General features: G+C 61.5%; 5 protein-coding genes. 4 read left to right on the top strand and 1 reads right to left on the bottom strand.

Going from position 1 to position 5980, the window contains the following annotated elements:
* The first annotated feature begins 1 nt into the window (after position 1).
* From EOA32_RS31955 to EOA32_RS31940, 4 genes are all read left to right on the top strand, one after another.
* Complete coding sequence (locus tag EOA32_RS31955) at positions 2 to 1057, top strand: ABC transporter ATP-binding protein (protein ID WP_245499451.1); 1056 nt, start codon at positions 2 to 4, stop codon at positions 1055 to 1057.
* A 538-nt stretch (positions 1058 to 1595) separates the two neighbouring features.
* Positions 1596 to 2651, top strand: a complete 1056-nt coding sequence (locus EOA32_RS31950; RefSeq protein ID WP_128373851.1) for an ABC transporter substrate-binding protein — start codon at positions 1596 to 1598, stop codon at positions 2649 to 2651.
* A gap of 96 nt (positions 2652 to 2747) precedes the next feature.
* Positions 2748 to 3680 (top strand): ornithine cyclodeaminase family protein, encoded by a 933-nt coding sequence (locus EOA32_RS31945; protein ID WP_128373850.1) that lies wholly within the window; start codon positions 2748 to 2750, stop codon positions 3678 to 3680.
* Positions 3677 to 5104 (top strand): FAD-dependent oxidoreductase, encoded by a 1428-nt coding sequence (locus EOA32_RS31940; RefSeq protein ID WP_189407546.1) that lies wholly within the window; start codon positions 3677 to 3679, stop codon positions 5102 to 5104. Before EOA32_RS31945 ends, EOA32_RS31940 begins: the two co-directional genes overlap by 4 nt.
* A gap of 12 nt (positions 5105 to 5116) precedes the next feature.
* Here EOA32_RS31940 and EOA32_RS31935 read toward each other — a convergent pair whose 3' ends face one another.
* Positions 5117 to 5866, bottom strand: a complete 750-nt coding sequence (locus tag EOA32_RS31935) for a GntR family transcriptional regulator (RefSeq protein ID WP_128373848.1) — start codon at positions 5864 to 5866, stop codon at positions 5117 to 5119.
* Positions 5867 to 5980: the final 114 nt, after the last annotated feature.

The raw sequence follows: 5980 nt of genomic DNA, 5'->3' as shown, positions 1-5980 counted from the left end.
CATCGACATCGCCTATGGCAAGTTCGTCGCGGTGCGCGATTTCTCGCTGTCGATCCGCAAGGGCAGCTTCGTCACGCTGCTCGGGCCGTCAGGCTGCGGCAAGACGACGATCCTGCGCTCCATCGCGGGGCTGGTCGACATTTCGGGCGGCCAGATCATGATCGATGGTCGGCGTGTCGACGACGTGCCGATCTACAAGCGCAACATCGGCCTGGTTTTCCAGAGCTATGCGCTGTTTCCGCATAAAAGCGTCTTCGACAATGTCGCCTTCGGCCTGAAATACCACGACGTGCCCAAGGCTGACATCGCGCGTAAGGTCGGCAAGGCACTGGAGATGGTCAGGCTTCCAGACAGCGAAAAGAAACTGCCCTCGCAATTGTCGGGCGGGCAGCAGCAGCGCATCGCGCTCGCCCGCGCCATCGTCTTCGAGCCGCAGGTGCTGCTGCTCGACGAGCCGCTGTCGGCTCTCGACGCAAACATGCGCGAGGAAATGCGCGTCGAAATCAAGAAGATCCAGAAAGAGACCGGCATCACCGCGATATTCGTCACCCATGACCAGGAAGAAGCACTGTCGATGTCGGATCGGATTGTAGTGATGAATGCTGGGATGGCTGAACAGATTGGCACGCCCGAACAGGTTTATGAACAACCCGCGACTGCCTTTGTGGCCGAGTTCCTAGGCAAGGCCAACATGCTACAGGGCGTCGTGTCAGCTTTGGATGGGCAGGTCGCGTCTATTACGCTTGGCGGCGGTCAATCGATAAAGGTCATCGCGCCGACGCGCCTTGACTCTGGCATGCGCCTTATGATCGTGATCCGTCCTCAAAAGATTGCCGTTGGTTGTAGATCTTATGCGAATACGCTGGAGGGCAGAGTGGTGTGCACCTCCTACCTCGGAGGAAGTGCCCTCTACGAGATCGACATCGGAACAGGTTTGCCGGTTCGCGCAAGTACGATGATCAATGGGCAGGTCGCGCGCGAGGGTGAGATGATCGACATCAGCTTCGACGCCTCTGCCTGTGTGTTGCTCGATGAACAGGGACTTCTTATCGCCTAGCCTTGAGCCCGTTCGACGCTTCTGGGGCTTTGGAGTCACTACTTCAGGTTTGGCGTGACCATCTCCACAATTGCCGATTGACTAGAACACGCATCGGGAAGCAGTCGGGGCATCTGAGGTCCGCCTTGGGCCTGTCGACGCGGCGGCCCTGTCTGATCATCGGTGACGGAGTCCGCTATCGATCCTGTGCTCCTGCGGGCCGCCTGAGACGCGGAGCTGCGCGCGCTCGCCAGCGAGCGCCAGCACATCTCGGTGAAGATTCGCAGCGGACGTTGCGCGCCGACCGCCGATGCTGCGGAAGGTCCGCGTTTTGTGGAGGTTGAGACGCAACTTGACTGCGTATCCAATTTGTGTGCTGAATGTGATCGTCCATCGAGCAAACGGCGTTTAGCCCCGGCTCGACTGGGACGGAGCGGAAGTCGATAAAAAGGGCCCGGGCTCGCCGCCTTTTTTCGATTGGAGACGACGGAACGGATATACATGCCGCGCCCGGAGACTGGCGTCGGTGAGAAAGAACAGCAATCACAGGGGAATTCGTATGCAACTGAACGAACGCAAGATTTCTCGCCGCGGCCTAATCTCGGCGGCCAGTGTCCTGCTGGCAGCGCCGTATGTCATACGCGGAGACTGCGCCCTCGCCCAAGGCGGCGAAATCTCTTTCGTTACTTGGGGCGGAGCATACAAGGAAGCCGTCCAAAAAGCTGTCATTGAGCCCTTCACGGCAGAGACCGGCATCAAGGTGAACGTCATCGATACGCCCGACCTTGCCAAGGTAAAGGCGCAGGTCACCTCAGGAAATGTCGATTGGGACGTGTTCGACGCGCCGAGCGCACTCGGGGCGTCGGGCTCGAAGGAGGGCTACTGGGAACCCCTCGACCCGGCGCTCGTCGATGCCGATGATCTGGCGCTGCCAGCGGATCGTGACCGTGTCCCCTTCTACACCTTTGCCGGCGGCATCGCGTGGGATCCGGCGAAGTTCCCTGAAGGCAAGCATCCGACCACCTTCGCGGAGTATTTCGACTACACGAAGTTTCCCGGCCGGCGCACTTTCCGCGATCGGCCCAGCGAGACCCTCGAAGCTGCCCTGCTGGCCGATGGCGTATCGCCCAGCGAACTCTATCCGCTGGACGTCGACCGTGCTTTCAAGAAACTCGATACCATCAAGCCTTATGTCGCCTCCTGGGTCGCCGCTACGCCGCAGACCGTCACCCTGCTGCAGACCGGCGAGGTCGATTTCTCCTACACCTATTCGGCCCGCGTGAAGGCGACTCAGGCAAGCGACAAGACCCTATCCTTCTCCTTCGCCGAGGCCTTGATCGGCACCGAGTATCTCGCGGTTGTCAAGGGCGCGCCCCACAAAGAGAACGCGTTCAAGTTTGTGTCCTACGCGCTGCGGCCTGAAGCCCAGGCGCCGCTGATGGAGCAGCTCGGCTACAATCCGAACTCCAAGAAGTCGCTGACAATGCTCTCCGATAGCGCCCGCAAGTGGCTGCCAGATTCGAACAATCCACGGAACGTCATCCTGAACGACAACTGGTGGGCTGATAACTTCGAAACGATCTCTCGCCGGTTCAAGGAGTGGATTCTCACCTGATCCGGAGGCTCCCCGCCGACAGCGGATGCGTCTCTGAAGACCCGTCTCCGCTGTTTCGCGAAATCTGTCGAACCCTACTGAGACAATAGCAAACGAATGCAGTATTTCTCCGCGGACGATATCGCCTCGCTCTCCATGTCCAGGCGCAAGGTGCTGGAGATTGCCGAGCGCACCATTGCGGCGCTGCATGACGGCTCCGCAAGGATGGCCGCCAGACCCGTCATCGAGGCGGCGAACGGCACCCGATTCATGGCCTTTCCTGCCCTGCTGCAGAACGACGGTGTGGCCGGGGTAAAATGGCTCGGTATCGAGCTATTCGACCCCGCAGTTGGCCAACAAAACCTGGAGGCTTCGATCGTCCTCAGCGCGCTCAAGGGCGGTCGGTTGCTCGCCGTGCTAGACGCCCGCTGGATAACCGCCATCAGGACCGCCACGGTCAGCCTGGTGGCGGCGAAGCGGATGGCGCGGCAGGCAAGCACCCGTATGGCAATCATCGCATGCGGGGAGCAGGCGCAATACCACCTCGATCTGTTCTCCAAAGCCTTTCCGTTGCAGGAGTGCTCCTGCTTCAGTCGCCGCATCGAAAGCGCCGAGCGGCTCGCGGCCAAAGCGCGCGACATAGGGCTGAAAGCGAAGGCCTACGCGGGGCTGCGCGAGTGTGTGGAGGGCGCCGACATCGTCATCACCACGAGTCCGGCGCCGACCGAAACTCTCATCGAGCCGGAATGGTTCACTCCCGGTGCTTTCATCAGCCTCGTCGATCTCGGCCGGACCATAAACACCATGGCGCTGTCGCCGTGCGACCAATTCTTCGTCGACGATCTTGTCCAATTCGAGGCGCTGATGGCCAATGGTACCCTCAAGCGGTATGCGCCTGTGAAGGCGCTCTCCCTCCAGCAACTCGTGGCCGAGAACCGCAACTGCGCCGCGGATGGGCGGCGGAAGGTGTTCCTGCCCACCGGCCTCGGCGCTATCGACATCGCAATCGCGCGGGAGGTTCTCGAGTTATCGAAGGGACCACGGGCGTGAGATCGACGCTTTTGGAGCTGAACGGCAAGAGTTTCGAGGCCGTCGTCATCGGCGGTGGCATAAACGGCGCGGCGTCAGCCAATCGCCTCGCCGGCGCGGGCTACGAGGTGTTACTTATCGATGCGGGAGATTTCGGATCTGGCAGCTCCAGCCGCTCGAGCCGCATCATGCATTGCGGCCTCAACTATCTCGCCGCCGCTGCCGATGCGACGACTATCAGGTCGAAGATCAGCAATGTGGCCCTCGCCGGCCAGATGATGCGCGAGCGCCGGCGCCTGCGCTCGGTGATGGGGCGGCGGATTTCGCCGCATACCTTCTACATCCCACTACGCGCCGGCGATCCGGTAGCCTCGTGGAAATACGATCTGGCCTTCGCCGTGCTCAACGCGCTGTCGGGCTGGGATTCGACTCTCGATTACCGGCGTTACCGGCAGAATGAACTTGGGCATATCGGCATCACCCGCTATCTCGGCGGCGGCCTCACCGGGCTCGCAGCCTTCACTGAATATGTCTTTGACTGGCCGGAACGTATCTGCGTCGATCACGCACTGGACGCGGCCGCTTATGGCGCAACGATCCGCAACTACACCGAACTGGTGGCAGCACACAGCGGCGATGGGCGGTGGCGCGTTACGCTCGCCGACAGGCAAGGAGAGACAGGCACGGCGGAGATCGACGCGAAGCTGTTGTTGAACCTCGCGGGCCCCGGTTCCGATCTCGTTAACGCGGCCTGTGGCTTGTCAGACAGCAGAACGGTGACGCCGAACAAGGGGTGCCACATAGCGGTGCGGCTGCCGGAGGAATTCCGTGGCGCCGGCGTGATCAGCCGCAACGAGCTCGGTCACCTTTTCCTCTGCGTGCCGTGGAAGAACTTCCACATACTCGGGCCGACGGAGACGCCGCTCAAAGGCTTCGTGCGCGACCCCGTCGCAGGCGAGGAGGATGTGGCATCTATTCTCGATCAGGCGAACGCGACGCTGCCACGTCTCGGTCTCACGAAGAGCGACGTGATGTTCGCCTGGGCAGGGTTGCGGCCGGCGACCTACGATCCGGGCAATCCGCGCGGATCATGGCGGCGCACGATCCACGAGCATTTGACCCGCGATAACGCGCCGATGGTAAGTGTCTCGTGGGGACGGCTCGCCGATCATTCCTTCACCGCTTCCGACATGCTGGCACGGGCCCGAAAGTACTTGGGGCAGCGGCAAAGGCCCGCGCGAAGATCGGCGCAATCGGGGCAGGATATGCCCGGATCGATCGAGGACATCTTGTTCCGCCGCACGGGGGCCGGATGGAGCGCCGATCTCGGACTGTCGGAGGCGGCGCGGGCTGCCGCCCAACTGCAAGCTGGGCGGACGTCGGCCGAAAAGCTGGTGACCGGGTACATAAAGATGCTGGCCGAGCGTTTCGGCTACGAGGACTAGAAGCGCATATGCCTATCCGTTCTGTGGATCCTTGTTGCTGGCCAGGTTCAGCGGCATATTGATCGAGCTCTCCGAGGCTCGCGAGAAGATAGCCACCTTCAGCCTAGTGAAGGACAGGTTCTGATGCTCGACGGCCAGCCTGTCGGCGGCCTCGACGTCGCGGTCCCTGATGGCCTCGAAGATGAGCCGGTGCTGGCGGGTTGTCTCGGTCAGGTGCTGCTTGAGCTCGCCATTCCCCTGCCCCTTGGAGTTGCCCTCGCTTGAGAAACAGGCGCGCGACAGCCGGCTCGAGGTCAGCAGCATGCGCTCGTAGAAGTCGGAAAAAAAGTGGTTGCGCCCTGCGCGCGCTATGCTCATGTGGAACGCGACATTGGCGTCCTGGCGCTGCACGCCGTTGCCCTCGTCGCACAGCGCGTCGAACTCGCGCATCCGCTGCTCTATCTCCGCCAGATCGGTCTCGGTGCGCTTCTCGGCTGCGAGCCGCTGGACGATCCGGCTCGACATCACCAACGCGTCATAGATCCTCGGCAGATCGTCGAAGTTGAGCGGCGCGACGCGGGCGACTCGCCGGTCACGTATGACCAGCCCTTCCGAGATGAGTTGAATGATCGCTTCGCGGATGGGCGTGCGCGAAACCGAGTGCCGTGTGGCAATACTGGCTTCGTCGATAACAGTACCTGGTGACAAGGTAAGCTTCAGGATGTCCTGGCGCAGCTCGGTGAATACCTTGCTGCCGTCTCGGCCCTTTACGATCCTGTTCATGATGCCGCTCCTTTGTCGCGGAGGCAAACTATTCCGGCGCGACCGTCGATGCAAACGAATCTGGCCGTAACACGCCGGCAGCGCGGGTCTTTATTTCAGCATGCATCTTTCAGG

Source organism: Mesorhizobium sp. M1A.F.Ca.ET.072.01.1.1 (genome assembly GCF_004023325.1).
Classification (GTDB): domain Bacteria; phylum Pseudomonadota; class Alphaproteobacteria; order Rhizobiales; family Rhizobiaceae; genus Mesorhizobium.
The sequence above is the reverse complement of the archived record's forward strand: the minus strand, read 5'-3'. Positions and strand labels throughout refer to the sequence as shown.

Coding starts and splice junctions, on each gene's coding strand:
- EOA32_RS31950 (WP_128373851.1), top strand. CDS start 1,596: ATGCAACTGAACGAACGCAAGATTTCTCGCCGCGGCCTAATCTCGGCG.
- EOA32_RS31945 (WP_128373850.1), top strand. CDS start 2,748: ATGCAGTATTTCTCCGCGGACGATATCGCCTCGCTCTCCATGTCCAGG.
- EOA32_RS31935 (WP_128373848.1), bottom strand. CDS start 5,866: ATGAACAGGATCGTAAAGGGCCGAGACGGCAGCAAGGTATTCACCGAG.